The organism is Halocynthiibacter sp. (assembly GCF_049608145.1).
GTDB lineage: Bacteria > Pseudomonadota > Alphaproteobacteria > Rhodobacterales > Rhodobacteraceae > Halocynthiibacter.
In genome coordinates this window covers 1-22,522 of sequence record NZ_JBMYXF010000048.1, presented here as the reverse complement: position 1 = coordinate 22,522, position 22,522 = coordinate 1, and the positions used below count along the sequence as shown (strand labels likewise).

At 52.6% G+C, this 22,522-nt stretch carries 22 protein-coding genes; 15 read left to right on the top strand and 7 right to left on the bottom strand.

Annotated elements, in window-relative coordinates:
- The 10 genes from ACPGUT_RS12940 to ACPGUT_RS12895 form a co-directional block, all read left to right on the top strand.
- The coding region (locus ACPGUT_RS12940; protein ID WP_423992028.1) for a hypothetical protein at positions 1-367 on the top strand (367 nt) is incomplete at its 5' end.
- Between the two features lie 75 nt (positions 368-442).
- Complete coding sequence (locus ACPGUT_RS12935; protein WP_423992026.1) at positions 443-1,336, top strand: hypothetical protein; 894 nt, start codon at positions 443-445, stop codon at positions 1,334-1,336.
- Entirely contained in the window at positions 1,323-3,296 is a 1,974-nt protein-coding gene (locus ACPGUT_RS12930; protein ID WP_423992024.1) for a dynamin family protein, read from the top strand. The genes ACPGUT_RS12935 and ACPGUT_RS12930 overlap by 14 nt, the downstream gene beginning before the upstream one ends.
- Positions 3,293-4,546, top strand: a complete 1,254-nt coding sequence (locus ACPGUT_RS12925) for a dynamin family protein (RefSeq protein WP_423992022.1) — start codon at positions 3,293-3,295, stop codon at positions 4,544-4,546. The genes ACPGUT_RS12930 and ACPGUT_RS12925 overlap by 4 nt, the downstream gene beginning before the upstream one ends.
- Before the next feature lie 389 nt (positions 4,547-4,935).
- On the top strand, positions 4,936-7,080 hold the full coding sequence (locus ACPGUT_RS12920) for a serine/threonine-protein kinase (RefSeq protein ID WP_423992020.1): 2,145 nt from the start codon (positions 4,936-4,938) through the stop codon (positions 7,078-7,080).
- Positions 7,081-7,134: 54 nt separating this feature from the next.
- Complete coding sequence (locus ACPGUT_RS12915; protein WP_423992018.1) at positions 7,135-8,226, top strand: FHA domain-containing protein; 1,092 nt, start codon at positions 7,135-7,137, stop codon at positions 8,224-8,226.
- Positions 8,223-9,047: a PP2C family protein-serine/threonine phosphatase gene (locus ACPGUT_RS12910; RefSeq protein WP_423992016.1), complete on the top strand. Its 825-nt coding sequence runs from the start codon at positions 8,223-8,225 to the stop codon at positions 9,045-9,047. The genes ACPGUT_RS12915 and ACPGUT_RS12910 overlap by 4 nt, the downstream gene beginning before the upstream one ends.
- A gap of 16 nt (positions 9,048-9,063) precedes the next feature.
- On the top strand, positions 9,064-10,368 hold the full coding sequence (locus ACPGUT_RS12905; protein ID WP_423992014.1) for a LysM peptidoglycan-binding domain-containing protein: 1,305 nt from the start codon (positions 9,064-9,066) through the stop codon (positions 10,366-10,368).
- A 38-nt stretch (positions 10,369-10,406) separates the two neighbouring features.
- Positions 10,407-11,501, top strand: coding sequence for a peptidoglycan-binding protein LysM (locus ACPGUT_RS12900; RefSeq protein WP_423992012.1), 1,095 nt, complete (start codon positions 10,407-10,409; stop codon positions 11,499-11,501).
- Positions 11,502-11,626: 125 nt separating this feature from the next.
- Positions 11,627-12,721 carry a peptidoglycan-binding protein LysM gene (locus ACPGUT_RS12895; protein WP_423992010.1) on the top strand — a complete coding sequence of 365 codons (1,095 nt, stop codon included), beginning with the start codon at positions 11,627-11,629 and terminating at the stop codon, positions 12,719-12,721.
- Between the two features lie 33 nt (positions 12,722-12,754).
- Here ACPGUT_RS12895 and ACPGUT_RS12890 read toward each other — a convergent pair whose 3' ends face one another.
- The 4 genes from ACPGUT_RS12890 to ACPGUT_RS12875 form a co-directional block, all read right to left on the bottom strand.
- On the bottom strand, positions 12,755-13,504 hold the full coding sequence (locus ACPGUT_RS12890) for an NAD(P)-binding domain-containing protein (protein ID WP_423992030.1): 750 nt from the start codon (positions 13,502-13,504) through the stop codon (positions 12,755-12,757).
- Between the two features lie 65 nt (positions 13,505-13,569).
- A complete protein-coding gene (locus ACPGUT_RS12885; RefSeq protein WP_423992008.1) occupies positions 13,570-15,072 on the bottom strand; it encodes a heme biosynthesis protein HemY in 1,503 nt (500 codons plus the stop codon).
- A 9-nt stretch (positions 15,073-15,081) separates the two neighbouring features.
- Complete coding sequence (locus ACPGUT_RS12880; RefSeq protein WP_423992006.1) at positions 15,082-16,353, bottom strand: COG4223 family protein; 1,272 nt, start codon at positions 16,351-16,353, stop codon at positions 15,082-15,084.
- 39 nt (positions 16,354-16,392) lie between these two features.
- Positions 16,393-17,076, bottom strand: coding sequence for a uroporphyrinogen-III synthase (locus tag ACPGUT_RS12875; protein WP_423992004.1), 684 nt, complete (start codon positions 17,074-17,076; stop codon positions 16,393-16,395).
- A 48-nt stretch (positions 17,077-17,124) separates the two neighbouring features.
- Between ACPGUT_RS12875 and tsaD the strand changes: the two genes are divergently transcribed.
- From tsaD to ACPGUT_RS12850, 5 genes are read left to right on the top strand one after another with little or no spacing between them, the layout of a single operon-like run.
- On the top strand, positions 17,125-18,222 hold the full coding sequence (tsaD, locus tag ACPGUT_RS12870) for a tRNA (adenosine(37)-N6)-threonylcarbamoyltransferase complex transferase subunit TsaD (protein WP_423992002.1): 1,098 nt from the start codon (positions 17,125-17,127) through the stop codon (positions 18,220-18,222).
- Positions 18,219-19,181 (top strand): NAD(P)H-dependent glycerol-3-phosphate dehydrogenase, encoded by a 963-nt coding sequence (locus ACPGUT_RS12865; protein ID WP_423992000.1) that lies wholly within the window; start codon positions 18,219-18,221, stop codon positions 19,179-19,181. Before tsaD ends, ACPGUT_RS12865 begins: the two co-directional genes overlap by 4 nt.
- A 1-nt stretch (position 19,182) precedes the next feature.
- Positions 19,183-19,455, top strand: coding sequence for a YciI family protein (locus ACPGUT_RS12860; protein ID WP_423991998.1), 273 nt, complete (start codon positions 19,183-19,185; stop codon positions 19,453-19,455).
- The gene (locus ACPGUT_RS12855) at positions 19,455-19,877 is read left to right on the top strand and encodes an EVE domain-containing protein (RefSeq protein WP_423991996.1); all 423 of its coding nucleotides are present in this window, start codon (positions 19,455-19,457) and stop codon (positions 19,875-19,877) included. The genes ACPGUT_RS12860 and ACPGUT_RS12855 overlap by 1 nt, the downstream gene beginning before the upstream one ends.
- A 22-nt stretch (positions 19,878-19,899) precedes the next feature.
- Entirely contained in the window at positions 19,900-20,283 is a 384-nt protein-coding gene (locus ACPGUT_RS12850) for a DUF1761 domain-containing protein (protein WP_423991994.1), read from the top strand.
- Positions 20,284-20,538: 255 nt separating this feature from the next.
- Here ACPGUT_RS12850 and ACPGUT_RS12845 read toward each other — a convergent pair whose 3' ends face one another.
- From ACPGUT_RS12845 to ACPGUT_RS12835, 3 genes are all read right to left on the bottom strand, one after another.
- The gene (locus ACPGUT_RS12845) at positions 20,539-20,880 is read right to left on the bottom strand and encodes a DUF2853 family protein (RefSeq protein ID WP_423991992.1); all 342 of its coding nucleotides are present in this window, start codon (positions 20,878-20,880) and stop codon (positions 20,539-20,541) included.
- A gap of 335 nt (positions 20,881-21,215) precedes the next feature.
- Complete coding sequence (locus ACPGUT_RS12840; RefSeq protein ID WP_423991990.1) at positions 21,216-21,701, bottom strand: N-acetyltransferase family protein; 486 nt, start codon at positions 21,699-21,701, stop codon at positions 21,216-21,218.
- Entirely contained in the window at positions 21,698-22,291 is a 594-nt protein-coding gene (locus tag ACPGUT_RS12835; RefSeq protein WP_423991988.1) for an HD domain-containing protein, read from the bottom strand. Before ACPGUT_RS12835 ends, ACPGUT_RS12840 begins: the two co-directional genes overlap by 4 nt.
- Positions 22,292-22,522: the final 231 nt, after the last annotated feature.

Here is a 22,522-nt window from a genome sequence, read left to right as displayed (position 1 = left end):
GACAACTCGCGAAAAATCAGTCAAAATATACAAATCCGACCCCAATATCAAAAATCGGAAACCACCCATTCCCATGGCACCCCGGCCCGTCATGCCTATTTCGGACAGAATTGAAGAAGTGGCAAACCAGCCGACCGAACCGTTGCGACTGGAAGATCCTGTTTTACCCGAGCGTATTGCATTGCCGTTAGATGATGCCGCTGCGGAGATGGGGGATGCGACACGTCTATGGAATGACATTCTGGATGATGGCCGCCCGGAGAACCTGGATCAATTGTTGGAGGCATTACAGAAGCTGATGACGGGTATTGATCGCAGTGAGGCTTTTGGCATCACACCACAAAAATCGGGCGAGGGCCTGAGGTGACTAAACAAACAGCAGACTGGTTACGGCATCGGCCGACGCCGTCAGTGAAAAATAAAAATGTGAATGAGGCAGACCATGACAATTAATGAAAATGTGGCGCGCAGATTGCTGCAGATTGTGCAGGATGTCAGCGCGAGAGATACAGCAAAAATCGCATTGATTGCGAAAACGCGGGGCGAGAAACGCGCACGCATGCTGGAAACGATTGGCCAGTCTGTGTTGTCACGCAGGCTTGAATTCACCAGCATCGGGAATGGGTTGCAAACTGGCAGCCTTGTTCTGGAAGTCACCAATTCACGCGTGACGCGTATGATTGATGCTACACCGGATACATTGGGTGATGTCGTGGCAATTTCATCTGGGGAACGTGGTGATGTGGCGCAACAACTTGGTCAGATCATGACCGGGTTCTCGCGGTGTGATGGCGATATTTTTGCGCTTTCAACCCCCTTGGATCATACGCCGGATGCGGAAGATGTGGGGATTACGCTGAACGAACTACTGGCTGTTGTGACTGTTGAAGACCTGCCGGAAGATCTTTTGGATATCGCAGCCGGGGAAAACACGCCTGACGATGAAGCCACAGAAGAGAGTGTTCAGGATGCGCAGAAAACGGAAGCACATGAGGGGCCATCAGAGCAGCTGAAAACGTTTTATGACCGGGTCGAAGGTCTGTCTTCTTGGCGCGCGATCTTGTCGACGGATGGGGGGATTTCGCAGGAAAGTGGTACGTTGTTTTCCGATGATCTTGCAGGGTCTCTGGCGTCGGATCTGGCGGAATGGTCATCTGACAGCGGTGATGCAATTTCGTTGCCACAGCTGATTGTTATGCGTCCACGAAAAGGGCGTGATGAAGCGATGGCATTGTATCGAAACACGGCCGGGACTGCGGTTTCTGTGCATGAAACCCGAAAGCTGGGTTCGGTTGTTGGGGCTGTAAAAGAGCTTTTGAAGCATGATGACCAATAGATCCGCCCCCCTTGAATATAACGCTGGCCGCGCGTCTGAAGACTTACTTCAGACGTTGCAATCGGCTGCGGAAATTGCCCGGGGCATGCAGCGCATTGGTGGTGATAGCCCTGAATTGCGCCTTGCCTGTGATAAGATGGTGCCTGCCCCGCTGTCCGTGATGGTTGTTGGTCAGGTGAAGGTTGGAAAGTCTAAATTTCTGAACGGATTAACCGGCCGAGGCGGGATGTTGCCATCTGATGTGAACCCGCTGACCACTGTGGTGACCAATTTGCATTTCAACATTGGCCCTGCCCGACAATCGGGTGTGCGCTTTTGTTTCCATGACCGGGCGCAATGGCAACGCCTAACCCAAACCGAAGAGGGTGATACGACATCTGAAAACCTGCGCATATATATCGATGATCTGAAAGATAGGGTGATCAGACGGCATGGGGCTGGGTTTGAAAACCTTCTGGGTAAAGTCCATGACTTTGAAACAGTCCGGACGGATTTGCTGCAACAGTATGTCAGTTCGGATGCGGGGAATAATACGCAGGGTCCGGTTCATTATGATGATCTTGTCCGTGAGTCAGACGTCTATTTTGATGCCTCGCCCTTCCCTTGCCCTGTCACTTTGACGGATACGCCGGGCATCAATGATCCCGAACTTATTCGTGATGAAATTACCTGGCAGGCTATCGGAAATGCCGATTACTATCTGGTGATCTTGTCCGCACATCAGGCCATGTCGCAGGTGGATGAACGTCTGTTGAAAGCATTGCAGGCGAAAGGGTCTGGGCGGGCGATTGTTTTTATCAATCGTATCGATGAACTGAACGATTGTAATGCGGATGGCTTGCTTTTGCGTCGATCTGTGCGTGCGGATCTGGGTGAGATTTTCGGGGGTGATCCTGGAGCGGTTCTGGCGGGCAGCGCCTTGTGGGCGGATTATGCCGCGACAGGCCAAGAACAAGGCGTTGATCATGAACAGGTAATGTCCTGGATAACAGCCAATCCTGGTTTATCGCGCCGCCTGAAGAAGGGGCTGCAGGCCAACCGACACCACGATCTGAACGCGGCCAGCGAAGAAGAGGCGATCTTGCGTTTTCGTGCGCTGATTGCTTCTGGCATGCCTGATCTGCGCAGGTTTCTGTCAGGTGTTCTCAAAAACAGATTATCTGAAGACGACATTCATCAGGGTATTTCTGATTTGCTGGATGTTGCACATGCGCAGGCCGTGACACCTGATGAGGTGCAGAAGGTGCAATTGCCCCCCGTAGAAAAGCAAATCGATGATCTTGCAGCCTATCTTGAAGAAGAACAGGCCGTTCTGACGCTTCAGATCAATGATGCGTTTGATGCGCTGGGGGAACATATTTCGCAGGGCGGCACCCCTGATGTTTCGGCAGAAACATCGGATCAATCTGATGCGGAAGTCAAACTTCCACCACAACTTGAACATCTGCGTGATGTCTTTGTGCAGGGGGTTCATGTGATCAAACAGGATGTTATGACCGGGCTTCGGCAGATTGCGCAGGACGTTCCTGATCTTCTGGATGGCCTGCCGTCAACGCCTCTCTTTAACATTAACGCAGGGCTTGTGCATCGGTTTACCCCGGACACCAAAGCCCTGTGGCGCGAAGCGGCAGCCATGCAGAAAAACAACTGGGCCAGCCGTATATTTCACAAAAAAGCCGCGACACCGTCGGTCAATCAAGTATCGGCCGAACTGGTGGATGACGCACGCAATGCGCTGTTAAGCCAAAGTGATATCGTGCTGAAACACTACATGGCTGCGTTGACAGGCTATGTCCATGAACACCAAACCGGCGCAGGCCTTTCACAGGCCGCGCATGATATTTCCAGTAACTCTGGCGGGATTGATGACAGGCAGATCGGGGTTTTTGCGGCGAAACTGCAAGACCTTTGTCAGATCAATTCGGATGAAACACAAAAAGAAGCAGGTCGGAACCCGTGATAGAATTCCCAAGTGTCGAGCAAAAGCAGACAGAATTAGAACATTTCCTAACAGTCACGGCAGATCTTCCGGAGACAGCTGAACTGACAGAACTGAAGGAACGGGCGCGCCAACATATAAGCCGTCTGTCAAGCGCGGTGGGCATTGCGTTTTCTGGCGAATTCAGTGCCGGTAAATCAAGTCTTGCCAATATGCTTGCTGGGGCGGATATCCTGCCAACTGGCATTCGCCATCTTCCCTTGCCATTGGTCATTCTGAACTATTCAGCAGAGCCACGGACGGTTGCCGGCTGGTGGGGGAAAGAACATAAAACCTTTCCGGGGATCGCACTGGAAGCGGCGGCTGACACTGGCCCTGATTTCATTTCAGTTGGTCTGAACACCCCTGCGTTACAACAGGTATCTTTGTTTGATTTGCCCGGTGCAGGGGCAAGCGGCATTGCCCATGACGATACCAATACGCTGGATCTTCTGAAATTTGTGGATTGCGCGATCTGGTGTACCAACGGCACCAGCGCCTGGCGGGATTCTGAACGTCAGCTGTGGAAGCAGGTGCCTGAACAGCTGAAAAAGAACAGCTTGTTGGCGATAACCCATGTGGATCTACCTGCTGTAAAAGACGACCTGCCCAATATCATGAAGCGCCTTGAAGAAGAAAAAGGCGTGTTGTTCGAAGAAATCATTCCGATCGCTACGCCCAATGCGGTGTCTGCCCTTGCCGACGGACCAGAACCGGATTTTGCAGCCTGGGAAGCCAGCGGTGGGCAGTTTTTGGCAGAGCAGATCCTGAAGGTTGCTTCTGCACGCCGTGAAGCAGACCTGAAAGATGCAGAGAAAGATCTGAAAGAACGGTTTTTGCCCTTTATAGACGTGTCGGAAGATGAACAACCGGCCGCGGAAACCCAGGCGGAGGCTGTTTCTGAGGTTACTGAGCTGACAAACACTTTGCTGGAGGACTGGCAAAACAGACTTGCCGGGGTACACGCACAAATTCAGGACAGCGAAATTGAAGATGCAACTGACTTTTTCCAGGCTTGCCAAGAGATCGTCGAAGAGTTTGCGGAACGTCTGATTGATGAAAGCCTGCCGTCTGAACAGGCTGAATGGGTGCCGGATGAGTTTGAGCGGGCAACAGATCTTTTGCTGTTGTTGCAGTTCGAAACGGGGGATGGGCCTGTCAATGATGCATTGAATGTTCTGATGCAGCTGACCGACACATTGTCCTGGGCTGGCACACAAAAGGCAGCCTAAGACCTGCGGTCTCCGGTCGTTTTGACCGGAGGCTATTCGATTACAGGTTGTGAATTTTCCCCTAGCAAATTGTTAACAAGATACGAACAAATCGATTCGATAAGGATTGTGGCATCTTTGTGTCGGACCTGTTTGCGCTGACAGGGCCAGTGTGCCCCGTGCCGACTGAATCCATGAAAGACAGGGGAATTTGCCGGGTCAGACCCTTTTTTCGGCCCTGAACAAACTAAATTCGAACGCAGTGGGGACACGCAAGGGCCTCACTTTTACCTCAATTGGCGGCTTTACACGTTAAGGATGTTGCTTTCTTTCTCCCGTGCACCGGGACGTTGTGGATGGGGTTCTACGATTGGAAACAAAGAAAGCCTTAGGATGTGGGGCAAATTATTGTGAGTCAGATTCAGATAGCAGAGCCGCTCGAAGAAGAAGCGGTCGAGGATGCGCTGGCGCCAGGCACTTCACTGCTGCGTGGGCAGTATGAAATTATCCGGTTTCTGAACAGTGGCGGGTTTGGCATTACCTATCTCGCCCGGGATAGCCTGGAACGTGACGTGGTGGTGAAAGAATGCTTTCCCAGCGCCTTGTGTTTGCGCAAAGGTGATCGCGTTGTTGCTCAATCTGAAAACGCCCAGGAAGATCTTAGCTCTATAATCAAGCTGTTCATTCAGGAAGCACGTAACCACGCCAAGCTGGTTCACCCAAATATTGTGCCGGTGCATCAGGTATTTGAAGACAATGACACGGCATATATCGCCATGGATTATATTCGTGGCTGTGATCTGTTGGATTATATGGATCAGCCGGATACGTCGTTTACTGTGGACGAATTTGTTGCGCTGACAGAAAAGATGCTGTCTGCCGTTTCCTTTATCCACGAACACGGCATGCTGCATCGCGATATTTCTCCGGATAATATTCTGATCAATCAGGATGGTGAACCTATTCTGATCGATTTTGGTGCTGCACGGGATCAGGCCGCCCACAGGAATGCAGCACTTGTGACACTGCGCGTTGTAAAAGACGGGTACTCCCCCCAGGAATTCTATGTCCCGGGGTCCGTTCAGGGGCCTTACAGTGATCTCTATGTTCTGGCGGCAACGTTGTATCATGTGTTGACAGGGGAACCCCCTGCAGATGGAAAAACGCGGTTTGATGCCTATGATAAACAGGTTGTTGACCCCTATGTACCGGTGACGGGCCGGTTTGAGAATTTCCCCCCGAATTTTCTGGAAGCGCTTGATCAGGCAATGAAAGTTATGCCTGCGCAACGGCTACAGTCCGCGTTGGAATGGTTGCAGATGTTCCGGGGGCCCGGTGCTGTGTTCGGTACAATGCTTGAACGCCCACCGTCTGTTATTGCAGCGCTCGACGAAGGGCAGACCCCAGAAAACGCGGAACCTGTCGGGGATACTGCGCCGCTGAAAGATCCGGCGCAAATCGAACAGGAAGTCGAAAATGCGGACGCTGCGATCGCGGCAATGTTGGCGGATACAAGCCCGACTGAACTGCAACAACCGGAACCGGCTGAAATACCTGAGGACAGCAGCGACAAGGTTGTTCCCTTGAAAACGTCGTTTGAGGAAGATGTCGCAGCAGAGCCTGAAGAAGGCGACGCAACCGCCGTGTTTTCTGAACTGGTGCCGCCAGAAGAACCTTCAAAAGAAAAAAGCAAAACCGGGATGTATCTGATTGGGGTGGCGGCTGTTGCACTGATCGCGGGTGCCGGTTTCTTTATGACAGGTGGTTCCGAGCCTGAAGAAATCGCCACGCCTGTTGAAAGCAATGTTGTTGCTGCCCCGGTTGTGGCAACGGCCGCTGTGGAAACCCCGGCTGCGCCCGCTGAAACTGCGCCAGCCGTCGCAGAAGACGTGGTGACGGATGAAGCGGAAACTCTGGCAGCCGCCCCGGCTGAACCTGCTGCAGATGTGAAGGTTCTCGCTGATCAAGTGGCATTTTCACATTGGGATGTTGACGTTCCCTTTGAAGTAAAATCCCGCCGCCTGTCCAATGGCAGTGTGTATATCGTGGAATCCGTTGATGCAAATGCGCCTTCCGGAATGATTGGGCCATGGATCCGGCGCGGTACGTCAATCTATTCCGTGAACAACCGGGCGGCCGGCGCGAATACATCGCTTGCCTCGCTGCTGTTAAGCGATCTGCAGATTGGCCAAGATGGTTATACGCGTGCAACGGCCCGCTACAAGCTGCCTGGCCAAACCCGTTTTGAAACCGGTCAGATCGCCTTACCGGTTGTAAAACAGGTGGGCCTGAAAACCGGCGCTGCATTTGCTGTGTCCGGAGCACAGAACTGGCAGGTCAGTGTGACCCGGACCAGTGGTATGCCGGGTGACGAACTGCGTGTCGGGGATGTTCTGATACGAGAAGAAAACACGGGTATGTTCCTGAACCAGCGCGGCGCGATGACGTCGTTGCTGCAAACACTTGCCGCGCAGGGAAATATCGCTGATGCGCGATTTACGGTGAACCGCAATGGGGCAGAAGTCTTTGCTCGAATGCCGTTGATGCAGGAATAGTCTGCAACCGTTTTCACCTGATTTTTCAAATACAAGACAGAAAGTGCCGACGCTATGTTTAACTATAAAAGCCCTTTGAGCCGCATCCTGGAAAAGCCTTCCGAAAAGGATGAAGAAACAAGCGCCGCACCGGACGCTGAAACACTTGCACGGGCGTTGTCAGAGCAAAGCCCGGAAGAGATTACAGATGAATTCTTTGAGGATTCTGAAGAACTTGCGGGTGAAGAAACAGCAACTGACCTGAACAGCGAAGAGACCCCAGAAGTTACAGAAAACGATGCGCAAGAACGCAGCGATTTTATGGTTTCGCAGTCCGCCTTTGATGAAGATCTGGTGGATGATGAAAACATCTTTGCTGAGGCCGCCGATCAAACAGAAGTTGTTGAAGCTGCGCAAGAGGCCCCGCAACAAACAGCCGAAGTTTTGTCTTTTGCAGCATCATCTGACGTGGGCGCAATTCAAGATGAAACACCTGCCGTCACAAATGATTTCGCAGATGTTCTTGTCGATGAAGCCCCAGAGGAACCTGTTGTGGCAGACGCAGAAGCTGCTGTTGAAATCGAAAGCGAACCTACGCCAGAACCCGCATCGAAGCCTGTTCAGCAGGTTGAAGAAATTACACCTGAGGTACAACAGGAAGCGTCGGCAGAAAATGTGGCTGCAGATCCTGCCCCTGCGGCACCTGCCCAGCGTCGTCGGGGACGGATTAAAACAACCTTCCTTGGTCTGGATCCGGTAGACAATCGCCTGAACGATCTGATCACTTCGGAACCTGTAAAAAAGACTGCGGTGACAACATCTTTCCCTGTGGGTTGGTTGGTGATCACCCGTGGTCCGGGGCGCGGCACAAGCCTGTCTCTGACCGAGGGATTACAACAGCTTGGGCGCAATGATGATCAGGCTTTGCAGCTTGATTTTGGTGACAACGGGATTTCCCGCAGCAACCATGCGGTGATCGCCTATGATGCAGAAGAACGTAAATGCTTTCTTGGTCATGGCGGCAAAGCAAACCTTGTGCGTCTGAATGGTAGCCCTGTTCTAAGCACCCTGCCCCTGACCAACGGCGATATGATCCGTATCAGTGAAACAACCATGCGTTATGTCAGTCTATGTGATGAAAACTTCGACTGGCGGGACGAAACGTGAGCAGTTCAGCCTTGCGATATGATATTGCGCTAGCTGCTGAAAAAGGGCGACGTGATTATCAGGAGGATGCAATCGCAGCACGGTTCTCTCGCAGCAAAGACATCGGATATGTCGTGGTTGCTGACGGAATGGGTGGCCATCAGGCGGGGGACGTTGCTTCGAAATTGGTGGCGTCATCTTGGTCTGCAGTCATAGACAACCGGATCTCGGATGAAGACACAACCGAAGGCCAGCTGGCAGATACACTTCCCCTTGCGGCGATGGAAGCCAATGAAGCAATCGCATCGCACGTCAGAACACGCACAATAAATTCAGGTATGGGGTCTACCCTGCTTGGTACAATCTTTTTTGAAAATCGGGTGTACTGGATTTCTATCGGGGATTCGCCGCTTTATCTGTTTCGTGACGGGGCGCTGATGCGGGTGAATGAAGATCATTCTATGGCGCCAAGCATTGATAAGCTGGTTGCACAGGGTGTGCTAAGCCATGATGAGGCCCGTGATCACCCGGACAGAAGTTGCCTAACATCTGCCCTGATGGGGGCTGAAATATCACGTGTGGATTGCCCCGAACATCCCCGGGAATTGCTGTCAGGTGATATCATGATTGTGGCAAGTGATGGGCTTCAGCATCTGGAAATCCATGAAATTGAAAACGTGCTTCGGGCCAATCAGGGCAATGGGTGTCAGGCGATGTTGGATCACCTGATGCAAGCCATTCGCGACGCAGATGTACCTGATCAGGACAATACGTCAGTTGCGATTGTGGCGCTGAAACCGCCCGCGAATACCCCCTTTCCACCACAGGTTTCGACCTCCTGAACAGAATGCATCTCATATGAAATATATTACGACCTGCTGCCTTTCTCTGTTGGCCCTTTCATCCGCAACATATGCCCAAGAAGCCTGTGAAACATATCAAATCCAACGCGGTGACAGCCTGCGTGGCATTGCATTTTCGGTTTATGGAACGCTGGATTATCGACAGATCTATGATGCAAACCGCGATGTTATTGGCAGCAATCCGAACATCATTCATGTGGGCGCAACGCTGAAACTGCCATGCCTTCCGGGTGACGAAGCTGATAAGATAACTGCCGCTGCGCAGACACAGGCAGAAGAGATGGTCGCTGAGGCGCAGGCACGGATTGCCGAAGCAGAAGCTGCGGCTGCTGAAATCGCATCGCAGGCCGCCGCAACCGCCGAGGCCGAACTGGCCGAAGCACGCGCCGCAAGAGAAGCCGCCGAAGCAGAGATACGCGCGGCACAGGAAGCCGCGGCAGAAGCAATTTCTAGGGCCGAAGCTGAAATCGCGCAGGCCCGTGCAGATGCATTTGCCGCCGTTGAAGCCGCGACATCTCTGGCAGCTCCGCAAACCGCGGAATCTGTCAGAGAGCGCCAGATCGTTCTGATCACCGGCAGCGACTATCCGCCATATACGGATGAAAGTCTGCCGGATCGCGGCCTTTATACCAAACTGGTGGAAACAGCGTTTCTGCGTGCTGACCCGCATCAAAGTTATAAGATCCAGTTCGTAAACGACTGGAATTCACATCTTGATTTGCTGATGCCAAGCCTTGCGTTTGACGCGACATTCCCTTGGGCCCGCCCGGATTGTGAAAATCCGGGTATGCTGGATGTGTCTGATCTGGATCGCTGCACGTCGTACAACTTTTCCTATCCGTTTTACGAAGTGGTCGACGGCTACTATTCGATGATCGGATCGGGGTTTGAAACGGCTCTCAGCTATGAAGCCTTTGCAGGCACTGTGATCTGCCGTCCGGAAGGCTACAGTCTCAGCAATATGGCCAAAGCCGGGCTGACTGAACCTTCGATCACTTTGGTACGTCCGGTGCTGGTTGCAGAATGCTTTGATGCGCTGCGCAACGGTGACGTGGATATCGTGGCACTTGATGTGCAGGTGGCATCCGATGCGATTGCTGACATCGATATGGAAATCACCATTGTTGAGAACCCCAATCTGCTTGAGATCAAATCTCTCAACATCATGACACATGTCGACAACCCCGAAGGTCAGGCGGTTCTGGATACGCTGAACCGCGGCCTGACGATTATGCAGAATTCCGGTGAATGGCACGAAATCGTGTCCACTGCACTGAAATATCAAATGGAGAACCAGTGACGTTTGTCACGCAGAAGAATAACACCTGGAGGAAGAATATGAAGAAGTTACAGTTTAGTAGCATCGTTAAGACCATGTTGATCACAACCGGTCTTTCTGCTGGTGCTGCCGGGGCGCAGGAAGCCTGTACCACCTATCGTGTGTCTGATGGTGATACGTTGGCGACTATTGCGCTGGCTGCATATGGTGTGTCTGATTACCAGAACATTTTCAATGCGAACCGCAGTGTTGTTTCTAACCCAAACCTGCTTGAATCAGGTCTGGTTCTACAACTGCCATGTCTTGATGGCAGCCTGCCAAACGGCCTGTCTGCCGAAGCCGTTATTCAACAGCAGGAACAATTCGCAGCGGCACGGCCGTCTAACAATGTCTATAAGCCGCCAATCAAACTGGTGACAGGCAACGACTGGCAGCCATTTGCGGATGAAAGCCTGCCTGGCGGCGGTATGATGGCCCGTCTGGCGTCCACTGCGTTGCAACGGGGTGGGAATGATCGTGAATTTTCTATCAGCTTTGTAGATGACTGGGGTTCGCATCTTGATGTGCTTTTGCCATTGGGCGCGTTTGACGTTTCCTTGGCTTGGACACTGCCTGATTGTACAGTTCGGCACGATCCAGAATCATCTTCCGGCAAGCGTTGTAATGAATTTCTGCGCACCGTTCCGGTTTATGAAACCATTACAGCGTATTTCATGCGTCCAGACAGTTCCTTTTTCGGGGCGCAGTCTTATGAAGACTTCCGGGGATCCACGTTCTGTCGTCCAAAAGGCTACTCCACAATCGATCTGGAAGTGAACGGCATGCTTCCCCCGGCGCTTGAGCTGATGGTTGCAGATAAGCCAACTGACTGCATCGAAGCTGTGATGCTCGGCACTGCTGATATTGCAGGCATGACACCTGACCTTTTTGAATCTGCCCGTGCAGAACTGGGGATCACCGGCGATGTTCAGGAAAACCCGAACGTGAACTATGTGACGTCCTATGGCTTCCTGATCAGCAAGGTAAACCCGTTTGGTCGTGAATATGTGGCACTTCTGAACCGTGGTCTGAATGACATGCGTCAGAGCGGCGAATGGTACGCGATTGTTTCGCAGTCTTTGCGTGATCACAATGAAATGCTGAACGCAGAATAATGACGAAGTGAACAAACAGGGGCCGGGGATGGTCCCTGTTTAGGAACCTTGCCATGTGGCGGGTCAGCAATGAAATTCAGTAAGCGGTTATTTCTGCATCACTTACGCAGCTGGGAGACGAACTCTTGATACAACAAAAATTTCGCACATTCTTAAAGACAGTCGTTGTCGGCACAACGCTTTGCAGCGGCGCAGCATATGCGCAGGATGCCTGTTCAAATTATACAGTGTCTGATGGTGATACGCTGGCGACGATCGCGCTGTCGGCATATGGCGTGTCAGACTATCAGAACATCTTTAACGCCAACCGCAGTGTTATCACCAATCCGAACCTGCTTGGTGCGGGGCTGGTTCTGCAGTTGCCCTGTGCGGATGGCAGTTTACCAAATGGATTATCTGCCGAAGCTGTTATTCAGCAGCAGGAACAATTTGCAGCGGCGCGCCCATCCAACAACGTGTATCAGCCACCAATTCGCATCGTGACGGTCAGCAACTGGGCGCCTTTTGCGTCTGATAAACTGGATGGCGGCGGGATGTTCCCGCGTCTGGCCACCACAGCGCTGCACCGTGGGGAAAATGACCGCGATTTTACCATCAGCTATGTGGATGATTGGGATTCTCATCTGGACGTTCTTCTGCCTCTCAGTGCCTTTGACGTGTCACTGGCATGGACCACGCCGGATTGTTCCAAGGATTACACACCGGGTGGAGATGCCGCAAAACGGTGCAGTTACTTAAGCACGGTTCCGGCATATGAAAAGATCACGGCCTTTTATTCGCTGGCTGACAGCAGCTATGCCCAGGCCACGTCGTATGAACAGTTCCGCGGATCGACGTTTTGCGTGGCGGAAGGCTTTCCAAGTGTTTTCCTTGAAGAAAATAACGTGATGCCGCCTGCGCTGGAACTTGTGATTATGGACCGGCCGGTTGATTGTATCGAAGCTGTCCTACTGGGCACGGTTGATATCGCCAGTGCCACACCAGGCCTGTTTGATGACGTGCGGACGCGCCTAGGGCTGGTTGGGGAAATCGTTGAAAATCCCTTCATCAACTACGCGACCACGCTGACATTCTTTGCAAGCCGGGCCAATCCGAAAGCACCCGAGATCATCGCGATGCTGAACCGAGGTCTGAATGAAATGCGCGAAAGTGGCGAATGGTACGCGATTGTTTCCCAGGCATTGCGCGACCATAATGCGATGCTAAGCGCCGAACAATAAATCACAAAGGGCCGGTTTTTCCGGCCCTTTTTATTACGTCTTGTCTGTCAGGGCCGTCAGCCCCTGTTTCAGCGCATCTGACATTCCCACATCTTCCATATGATTGCGCAGACGCTGATTATATCCTCCGGGTGTATCCAGTGCCTGTAGCGCGTCGCCTGTCGTTTGCCCCGACAGGTTTGATGAGATCAATAGTGACAGAAACCCCTCTGCGACCCCGGGACAGTGTTCCTGCAACCATGTTTCGGCGGTATTGACCAATTTCAGTGTTGGCGACAGCACCGCCTGCGCGGCAAGGCAAGCTTGCAATTGTTCAGGGTTTTCCAGTGGAAAGACCGTATTGTCTGGGGTGAATATGTTTTCAATCAGCGCGATATCCCCCAAGGCCAGAACGGGGGACCCCCCGGTTGCGATATTGGGAAATGGGATCATGATGCTGATGTTCTTCGCGGGGCCAACCAGCATGGCAATTTTTTCAAGATCAGCACCGGCCATCAGCGAGATCACCTGATGATCCGGGTGGAATTTTAGGTCAGATAGGATATCGCTCGCCTGTTCTGCGATCAGGCCCAGAAAGATCACGTCGCTTTGGTTCAGAACGGTTTGGTTATCAGCGATGCTTACGCAGTCGAACGTGGCACTTAATGCATGCGACTGCTGCGTACTGCGGCGCGATACAGTGATCTGATGTCCGTCATGCGCAATGCCGCGAACCACAGCGCTTGCAATGGTTCCGCAGCCAATAACCCCGATTTTCATCGCCTGTCCTTCTTTGGTGTCTATCCATAAAGTAAAACCGCCAAGAACAAGTGTTCCTGGCGGTTCAAATTGATTTTGGGATGTTGGCCCTATGTAGAAGGCTTCACTGCCTCATCTGGTGTGGTTTCATCCGCAGCGCTGTCTTCCGAAATGATTTCGGCATCATCCGTTGTATCATCAATCAAAGGCGTCACATCTTCTGTGGGCTCTGTTGTGATTTGTGGCTCAGTGATCAGGGGCAGCATGCTGGTGGCGGCAGCCAGAACCGGATCGTCCTCAGATGTCGTGTCTTTCCATGTCAGGGTATCAACCCCCTGACAACGTTTACACAATGGCGCCCAATCGTGATGGGCGGTGTTGCATTTGTCACAGACCCAGGCTGGGCCACGACGCGCGGTAACCGCACGGGCCAACCAGCCCTGAACGACCGCGTTATCCGCACCTTCACCACGTTCTATCGCTGCCATAATGGTCAGAGCGCGCGCTGTTGGTGAATGTTCTGTAATATCACCAAGGGCTTTGCGTGCGGATGGAAAATCTTCCGCAGCAATCAACAGTTCAGCCTGTAACATGCGACTTTCGTCATGTTCGGGCTGTGTTTTGATCAGGGCAGCAAAGCGTTTTACCCGCGCTTCAGGTGTTTCGTCGGGTTCAATGGCAGCAAAAGCGGCGGCCAAATCCGGATGTGGCATGGTTGCCCAGGCTTTGCGAATGGCTTTGGATGCCTTTCGTTTGCTGCCATTGGCCAGATGTGCACGGGATGCCATAATGGTTGCCGGGATCAGATCCGGTGACAGACGGTGCGCCTCAAGGGCTGCGGTATTTGTCTTTGCTGCATCGTTATCAGGGTTGCTTGCATCGGCAAGCGCTAGAACCGCATCCCGGCGGCGATGCATATCACGTGGAATTGAACCGTGACGCAGCTTGGCCGCAAGTGTTGTACGTGCCCCTGCCCAGTCTTCACCTTCAGCCTGCAGCCCCAGAAGAATATCCTGGGTTTCTTCGTGCTTAGGTTTCAGAAGGAACGCTTTTTCAGCCAGCTTCAGGGCCGTTTCCGTTTCGCCTGCTTCTAACTGCTGTTTCATCAGGCCGCGCACGCCAACAAAACGGGTTTTGTCATCGCTTAACAGCTGTTTATAGATGCCTTCAGCCTTTTTGCTGTCACCCATCAATTCTGCCGCCTGTGCGCTGATCAGATTGGTCAGTTGTGGCCGACGCAGATAACGTTCTGCTTTTGATGCTTTGGCCATAGCGCGGGCACCTTCACCAGATGCGAGGGCCAGCATCCCATCAGCAAGGGCTTCATACCCTTTGCGTTCACGGTTGCGATCAAACCAGCGCGAAATGGCGGTTTCATCGCCGCTGAGAAAGCGCAGAAAGGCGACCAGAAGCCCGGCCAGACGAATGACCAGCCAGACAGCAAAGAACAGCAGCACGACCACAACAACGGCCTGCAGCGGGTTGGGGGAAAATTCTTCGCCTGCGACCTGCAGGGTGAACCCCTGACCGGCATCCATCCAATAGTTCAGACCAAATGCCAGCAATGCAACCAGCGCAAAAAAGAAAACGATTTTTACCAGAGACCAGAGCATATGATGTCCTTATTCAGTCGCAAGCGCGCCAGAGCTGACGGCAGAATTCAGTTCGGAAAGCGCCTGGGTGACGTTTTCATAAGTGGTGGCTTGTGCAACCCAATCGGCCATCAGGGCCTGTCCGCTTTCTGGCAATCCCGCCAGTTCGGACAAGGTGTCACTGATGCGACCTTCCTGCAGTGCAAATTCAGCACGTGACAGCACGGCGTTTGCATCATTGCCTTCGCGTGGTGTCAAAGATCGCATGCCCAGCTGACGCCGCAGAAAACCTCCGAGGCGGGAAACAGAGCCATCTTCAACGTTTGTCTGTAGGCTGGCACCAAGTGCGTCACGGGCTGGATCTGTGAAATTGCCCTGCAATGTTGCAAGCGTCATAACGCCCGCCGCATTTTCAGACAGGGCAGTAGGGATATCAACCCCAAGCGCATTCAGCGTCGTGAGATGTTCGCTGAAACCAGCACCTTTGGTCAGAGCCTGCGAAACAGCGCTGATGGCACCATTTGCTTGGGCAACACGGGTGTTTGCCACGGCTTCCTGTGACCGGTTCTGTGCATCCGCAAGGATTGCTTCGATCTCGCTGCGCTGGGCTTCAAGTTGATCGCGTAGTTCCCCGACATCGCGATTATACGCGGCAACTGCATCATCTGATGCGCTGTCACCGGTGATCGGACGTTTCTCAAGGGTTTCGACGCGCTGATCTAGGGCGGTCAGCTGTTCTTGTACGTTGTTCAGGCTGTCCTGCAGCTGGTCCGTTACTTCTTTTACCCAGGCTTCAACTGGGGCAATGGCTGCATCAGGATCATTCACATTCAGGCCGTCAAGGCGACTGGTCAGGTCAGATATCTGTTCAGCCTGTGTATCAATACGTGCGGAAATCTCGGCATCCGTGCCTGCGCCCATGGGCCAGCCTTCTGGGATGACATAAGACACACCAAAACCAATCAATGCGGCAACGGCGCCGCCCAAGATTAAAGGTGTGGCAGACGTTGACTTTTCCGCCACGGGTGCGGGCGTTTCGGAGACCTCATCTGCGGCCGTGTCGTCATTCTGATTGTCTTCGGGGATGTCATCGTCTTGCGCGTCAGTAGCTTCTTCGGAAACCTCTTCCTCGCTTAGATCCGTTTCGTCCTGATCATCTGTGTCATCTGTCGGATCGGGCTCGGAAATCTCGGCATCTGATTCCAGATCCACATCCGCAACACCTTCGGTGTCAGCCACATCTTTTTCCACGTCAGAGGCATCCGCTTCCGTGATTTCAGTCGTTTTTTGATCTTTTGTCACTGGATGTCCTTTTTTCCGCTCAAACCTTGTACCAACCACTCATATTAAATCAGCAACCATCTTCTTCATATTGTCAGCATCTGGGCGCGCCGCAATGCCTATTTTTGTCGCTGCCCTGTTTGCAACCGTTTCTGCCGTCGCCGCGCTGATCGCCACGACATGTATGGGGGCCGTGATTTCAGGGTATGCTGAAAAGAATAGCCGTGCCGAGCGTGGTGAGAACAGGGGAACAATAACCGGTGCTTCCCCACTAAGTAGCTTTTGCACCTTTGGATCGGCAGGCAAGGCGGTTTGTTTATAGGTCACAATCCGTTGTAATCCGGGAATATCTGTAAGGGTATCGTTGGCCAGATGTTCACCGCTGAGATGAAGTAAATTTTTGTTTTTATGTGTTTTTACAATAAGATCGTGCAAATCATGGGCGTTTCCATCGGCAGAGACTGCGTCAAAACCAACGGTCCCCGCGGCCAGGGCTGTGCGTTTGCCTACACAATAAGCACGTCTGCCGGTGCCATGATAAATATCAGGCAATGTCATTACCGCATTTTCTGACGTCAGCACAAAGTCGCCATCATGCGGGGGGAAATCAGCGTTGATCCGCTCGATCTGCATCAGGGGGGCGATGATAAACTCAGCGTTATCCGCACAAAATCCGTTCGCAAAGCGTTCAGATTGGGTCTTCGCACGGGTCAGAAGAACGATGGAGCGGGATTGTGTGAACATGTTTCAGGTGTTACCTGCAGAGACCTGAACACGCAACAAATGATGGCCATGCAAAATACATTGACCTTTCTGGGCCTCGAAAGCAGCTGTGATGACACTGGCGCTGCGATCGTCCGTCATACGCCGGGTGAAATTCCCCAGGTGCTGTCCAATATTGTAGAAGGTCAGACGGCGCTACATGCAGACTTTGGTGGTGTCGTGCCTGAAATTGCGGCGCGTGCCCATGCAGAACGGCTGGATCATTGTGTAGAAGCCGCCCTGCGGGATGCAAATATCGCCCTGTCTGATCTGGATGGCATTGCGGTTACGGCCGGGCCGGGCTTGATTGGTGGGGTTCTGTCCGGGGTGATGTGTGCCAAAGGGTTAAGTGCCGGCAGTGGTCTGCCGTTGGTGGGGGTGAACCACCTGGCCGGGCATGCGCTATCCCCGGGTCTGAGCGACCCTATCAGCTTTCCGATGCTGATGCTTCTGGTGTCTGGCGGGCATTGCCAGTTTCTGATTGTGCGTGGCATTGATGAATTTCACCGTCTGGGCGGCACAATTGACGATGCCCCGGGCGAAGCTTTTGACAAAGTTGCACGCTTAACAGGTTTGCCACAACCCGGCGGTCCTGCTGTTGAAAAAGCGGCACAGAACGGCGATCCAAAACGGTTTGCACTGCCACGTCCTTTGCTGGATCGGCCGGGATGCGATATGTCGTTCTCTGGTCTGAAAACAGCTGTCTTGCGCGCACGTGATACGGTGATTTCGGCGGATAATACGTTGCGACGACAGGATGTGAATGACTTGTCTGCAGGTTTCCAGAATGCGGTTTGCGATGTTTTGGCGGAAAAAACCAGACGCGCGATTGCGATCTATCTGGAAGAAAACCCAACCGTTCCAACGTTGGCTGTTGCTGGTGGTGTCGCGGCAAATAAGGCCATTCGCGCCGCGTTAGAGACTGTTTCAGAAGAAAATGGTGTCAAATTTACGGCCCCTGCGATGCAATATTGTACTGATAATGCCGCGATGATTGCTTGGGCTGGATTGCTGCGGTTCCGAGACGGGGCACGGGATGATCTTGCCCTGTCCGCCCGCCCACGCTGGCCGCTTGATCGAATGCAGGCCTCTATGTTGGGATCTGGCAAAAAAGGGGCAAAGGCATGAGCATTTCAGTGATTGGGGCTGGGGCTTTTGGCACAGCACTTGCACAAAGCCACGCTGCAGATGGAGAAAAAACCATCATCTGGGCGCGTTCCCCAGAAACCGTGACTTTCATCAATCAACAGCGTGAAAACACGTCCCGTTTGCCTGGTATTCAGCTGTCAGAGAACCTGCAAGCGACTGAAGATCTGCAATTGGCTGCGTCCGCGGATCATATTCTTCTGTGTCTGCCAATGCAGAAACTTGGCACTTTCTTAACGAAAAATAAGACTCTATTTCAGGGGAAAACGTTGATTGGCTGTTGTAAAGGGGTAGAGCTGACAAGTCTATCTGGCACGTCAGATGTCATTCGGAACGCGGTGCCAAATGCGACGCCTGCAATTTTGACAGGCCCCGGTTTTGCCCGTGATATTGCCAATGGCCTGCCCACGGCCATGACTTTGGCCTGCGATCATCAAACCGCCCCTGCCCTGCAGGCCGCGCTGTCCACATCTGTCGTGCGCTTGTATCTAACGGACGACATGACCGGTGCAGAACTGGGGGGCGCCTTGAAAAACGTGGTCGCCATAGCCTGTGGTGCGGTGATGGGGGCGCAGCTTGGTGAAAGCGCACGCGCAGCTATCATGACGCGTGGTTTTGCGGAAATGCAGCGCCTGGCAGCGCATCTGGGGGCCCGTCCTGACACCCTGACCGGGCTGTCTGGTTTTGGTGATCTGACCCTGACCTGTACGTCGGATCAGTCGCGCAATTACAAATATGGGTTTGATCTGGGGGCTGGACAATCGCCTGATCCGAAAATCACCACCGAAGGTGTTGCCACCGCCCGTGCCGTGGCGCATCTTGCAGAAAAAGCCGGGCTTGAACTGCCGTTGACCCAAACGGTTGCGGCACTGACCCTTGGTGAAATAACCCTGAAAGAAGCCGTCGAGGGCCTGTTGTCACGCCCTCTGAGAAAGGAATAACATGCTTATAGCACTTGTAGGTCGGGACAAACCCGGCGCGTTGAACATTCGTCTGGAAAACCGCGAAGCCCATGTGAATCATATCAAATCCAGCGGTATTGTGGCGCAGGCCGGCCCGTTTCTGGATGAAAAGGGGGACATGTGCGGATCGCTTGTGATCCTTGATGTTGAAGACATGGCGCAGGCGCAGGACTGGGCCGACAATGACCCCTACGCAAAGGCAGGCCTGTTTGAAACTGTTTCGCTGACACAGTGGAACAAGGTGATCGGCTGATGGCGTATTGGCTGTTCAAATCTGAACCCAACGCCTGGAGCTGGGATAACCAGGTTGCAAAGGGGGATGCGGGGGAAGAATGGGACGGCGTTCGGAATTATCAGGCCCGCAATAATATGCGGGCCATGAAAATCGGGGACCGTGGATTTTTCTATCACTCGCTTAAGGAAAAATCTGTTGTGGGTGTGGTCGAGGTTGTCGAAGAAGCCCGCCAAGACAGCACCACGGATGATCCCCGTTGGGACTGTGTGGTGATCAAGGCGCTGCACCCGGTGAAAACCCCGGTTTCGTTGGACATGGTAAAAGCGGATCCGCGTTTATCTGAAATGGCGTTGGTGAAAACCAGCCGCCTGTCTGTCCAGCCCGTAGGAGATGTCGAATGGGGCATCATTTGCGAATTGGCAGGAATTGCGGCAGACTGATCCCCGAAAAAGGGAGGTCACGATGGAATTTCTGAATGTTCTGATCGCCGCGATTGCCGGTTTTGCGTTTGGCGCGGCTTGGTATATGGGCTTGGCACGCCCTTGGAAAGCCGCAACAGGCATGACGGATGAGGCGATGCGCAGCGCCGGGGCGGCACCTTACATCATTTCATTTATCGCGTTGTTGTTTGTGGCCGGGATGATGCGGCATATGTTTGTGCTGGCTGGAATTCACGAGGTTGGTAAAGGACTGGTCGCTGGTCTGGGCCTTGGGCTGTTTATTGCTGCGCCTTGGATCGCCACTAATTATGCCTACAGTATGCGGCCGCGCGTTCTGACGTTGATTGATTGTGGTTACGCGACAGGTGGTTGTGCCGTGATTGGGCTGGTTTTGACGATCTTCTGAAATAAAAGGAGGGCTCCGACCCCTCGGAACCCTCCACCACCCCGTGTGCTCCCTAGCACCACACACGTGTTCTGAAATCTGGGTCCCGTCCATCCTGGCCGGTAAAGATAGAAAACCAGATAACGGCTTTCATCGCAAGATTCATATCCGAATAAATCAGTTCAAATTCAATGTGTTTTGTGGAAACCAGCCATGCAAAAACAAAAAACCGCGCCTGTATTAGACGCGGTTTTTATCTGTGATCGTCAAAAACGATTAGCCGTAAACAGCTTCTTTTCCAAAGTGTTTTGTCAGCATGTAGTAAACCACTGCGCGGTATTTGTTGTGCTCGGAACGGCCATAAGTTTCGATGGTGGCGTTGATCGCATCCATCAGCTGTGGACCATCGGCAAGGCCAAGTTTTTTGATTAGGAAGTTATTTTTAACTGTGTCCAATTCAGCTTCTTGGCCCGCAGCAACGGTGGATGCATCAGCATTATAAATGGAAGGGCCGCAACCGATGGTCACTTTTGTCAGCAGATCCATATCTGGTGTCATGCCACATTTGTTTTTCAGGTCGTCAGCATATTTCGCGATCAGGTCGTCACGTTTGCCCATAATATTCTCCCAGCAAATTTACAAAAGGGGTATCCCCATGGCGAAACGGTACTTCGGAACGCAGGCAGGTCAAAGGAAAAGATTTGCGACCTTTTCCCCCTAAAAATTTTAGGCAAGGCAAAAGGTAGCGCAGCAAAGCATTTCATCGACCGAAATGCATTACGTTTGAGTACAGCTATACTGCGAATTTTACCAATTGTAGGAAACCGGCCATTCTATTTTTGCCGAGCTGAATTTTTCGGAGCAGATGAGTAACCTGTATCCTTTTTAATATAGCGTCTGCGGTATGGAAGGTGCCATGGATTTGCGACAATTTAAGCTTATCTAAAAACGATTTAGGACAGATCGTACAATTTGACAGTTTTCTCGACCGGGGTTCCGTCGGTCATTTTGCCGTCACGCTTTAAGTTTCCGCGAAAGCCGATGCTTTGATAATAAATCAACCCGCCTTCATTGTCTGATCTAATTTCCGCTTCGATCCAGTTCTTGCCCATGGCACGCGCCACCGGTTTTGTGGCCTCAAACAGTTTACTGCCAACCCCCAGACCGGTTTGCCCTGCGCGCACAAAAGTACCGATCTCAACCGTGTCATCTGGCAAATTCCCCCAAGGGCCAATCCACTGAAACCCCATCAATGTGCCATCGTCTTTTTCCGCGACCTGCCAGGCACAGCCATCCCCCATGATCCAATCCGTGAACTCCTGACGTGACAAAGGCAGGGTCAGGGCCGTGCTGCCACCAATAGCGATGATCTCATTCAGCAGATCACAGGCATTGCCTGTATCGGCGGGGCTTCCGGTGCGGATGATCAACTTGGTCATATGTGCTCCAGCAGTTCTTCGTGACGTTTTGTGAAAGCTTCGCGCACTTCAAGCGGCGGTCGCAACACCAAGGAAAGCCCTGAAATAGTCTCTGTTTTGATGCGGCCGAACAATTTGTTGGCTTCAGTCTCGGAAAACCCGGCCAGTTGCACGGCCTCCAGCCATGCGGATATTTTATCGGCTCGTTTGATCGCCTGTTTTACGGTTTTTGGGATCACAGAAGGCAAGCCAAATCGCAGGTGGATAGCTGCCGTCAGACGCGCGTCTAGATCGCCATATCCTTCGCCAACGGCAGATTTGACCGGCGAAATCATATCACCAATCACATATTCCGGCGCATCATGCAGCAACGCGGCGAGACGCCATTTGGTTGGCGCATTCGGGTTTTCGCGGTGATATATTTCTTCGACCAACAAAGAATGCTCTGCAACAGAATAGGCGAACTCACCGCGCGTCTGCCCATTCCAGCGCGCGACAAAGGCCAATCCATGTGCAATATCTTCAATTTCAATATCCATCGGCGTCGGATCCAGAAGATCCAGGCGACGGCCAGATAACATACGCTGCCAGGCGCGAGGGGCTTTTGACATATCAGGGCTTTCAAATGGTCTGTGATATCAGGCTAACGCGAATGTCATAGCCCGTCATTGGGAAAATTCGCCAATTTATGGTATATTAAGTTTACCCCGCCTGCGGGGAGATCCTGCAACCGGGGGCATCAGCAACCGAAAGGAAGGATCATGTTTAAACGTCTTATTACCGCCGCTCTTGTCTTTGGTGCAGCTGCACTTCCACCCCCTGCGCATGCACAATCCCGGATG